Origin of the sequence: Micromonospora sp. AMSO12t (assembly GCF_008806585.1) — a bacterium.
Lineage (GTDB): Bacteria > Actinomycetota > Actinomycetes > Mycobacteriales > Micromonosporaceae > Micromonospora > Micromonospora reichwaldensis.
Genome location: NZ_WAAS01000485.1, coordinates 1 through 1,725 on the forward strand (window position 1 = coordinate 1; position 1,725 = coordinate 1,725).

Genomic DNA, 1,725 nt, shown 5'->3' on the forward strand with positions numbered 1-1,725 from the left:
GGCACAGCCGCAGGATCTCCCGCAGCCCGCGCAGCCCCCGGGGAGCCGGAGACGACGTCCCCGCGGGGGCTGCGCGGGCTGCGGGAGATCCTGCGGCTGTGCCTCAACGACGCGCGCTACGGGCTGGCCTCGCTGGCGTTGTTCCTGCTGCTCGTGCTCCTCGGGCTGGAGGGGCCGGTGCTGCCGTGGCTCTGGGCGGACGTGGTCGACGGCACCGGCGACCCGTGGAAGCCCGCACTGGGGATCGTCGTCGGCCTGCTGGTGACCCTGCCGGTGCCGTACCTCAACGGTCTGCGCTTCCCGCAGTGGTGGGTCCGGCAGATGCTGCGGATCAGCCTGCGCCTGGTGCACGGCCAGACCGGACCGCGCCGGGTCAGCCGGCACACGCCGGCGGAGGTGGTGGCCCAGGGCGGCGACACCGAGCGGGTGGTGCAGCTCGCCGACAACCTGATGGACCAGGGGCTCTCGCTGCTGCTCCTGGTCACGATGACCGCCGTCACCGGCAGTGTGGTGCCGGGGCTCTTCTTCGCGGGCACGATGCTCGTCTCCGGACTCGCCGCCACGCTGTTCGGCCCCCACCTGGAACGGTCGGCGCGGGCCACCGTCGCGGCGCGGGCCGCGTTCGCCACCGCACTGGTCTCCTCGCTGTCGGCCGCCCGTACGGTCAAACTCGCCGGGGCCACCCGCCCGGTGCTGGCCCACCTGGCCGACCTCGACGTGGTGCGCAGCGACCGGCAACGCCGGGAGATCTCCGTGCAGGTCTGGTCCCGCTCGACCCCGTCGCTGGTCAGCGGCCTGCTGCCGATCGGCGCGTGGGCGCTCTTCCTGGCCGGGCAGCTCTCGGCCGGCGCCACCCTGGTCGCGGTCGCCACCCTGGCCGCCGCCCGCTGGTTCGCGTGGACGACGGCCTCGCTGATCTCGCAGATCCCGTCGGCGCGGGTGTGGACCCGGCGGACGGTGGCGATGACCGGCGTGGAGGCGTACTCGGCGGCGGTGCCGGGGGTGGACCTCGGCGCGGGGACCGCCCCGGCGCCCGTCGTGCCGCCCCGGCACCCGCTGCGCCGGCTGGAGCTGACCGGCTTCGGCGTCCGGCACAGCGACGGGACGGTGGCCGTGCGCGACGTCGACCTGACGGTGGAACGCGGCCAGCTGGTGCTGGTCGTCGGGCCGGTCGGCTCGGGCAAGTCGTCGCTGCTGCGGGCGCTGGCCGGCATCGCCCCGCACACCGGCCGGCTGACCTGGAACGGCGACCCCGTCACCGAGCCGGAGCTGTTCCTGCGCCCCCACCAGGTGGGCTACGTCGGCCAGCTGCCCCGGGTGCTCTCCGGCACGGTGGCCGACAACATCACCCTCGGCCACCAGGTGGACGCCGCGGCGGCGGTGTCGACCGCCCAGCTCGACCACGACCTGGCGGCGGCCGGCGGCGGGCTCGGGCTGCTGATCGGGCACAAGGGCACCCGGCTCTCGGGCGGGCAGTTGCAGCGCCTCGCGCTGGCCCGGGCGCTGGCCCCCCGTACCGAGCTGCTGGTGGCCGACGACGTCTCCTCGGCGCTGGACGTCACCACCGAGCTGGCGCTGTGGCAGGCGCTGCGCGAGCACGGCGTGACCGTGGTGGGTTCGACCTCGAAGCGCGCCGCCCTGGTCCGGGCCGACCACGTCGTGGTCCTCCGCTCCGGCACGGTCGCCGCCCAGGGCCCCTGGCGCGACCTGGAACCCCACTGGTCC

The 1,725-nt window shown here is 75.7% G+C and carries 1 protein-coding gene; it reads left to right on the forward strand.

The features are described from left to right. The coding region (locus F6X68_RS32520; RefSeq protein ID WP_151457817.1) for an ATP-binding cassette domain-containing protein at positions 1-1,725 on the forward strand (1,725 nt) is incomplete at both ends.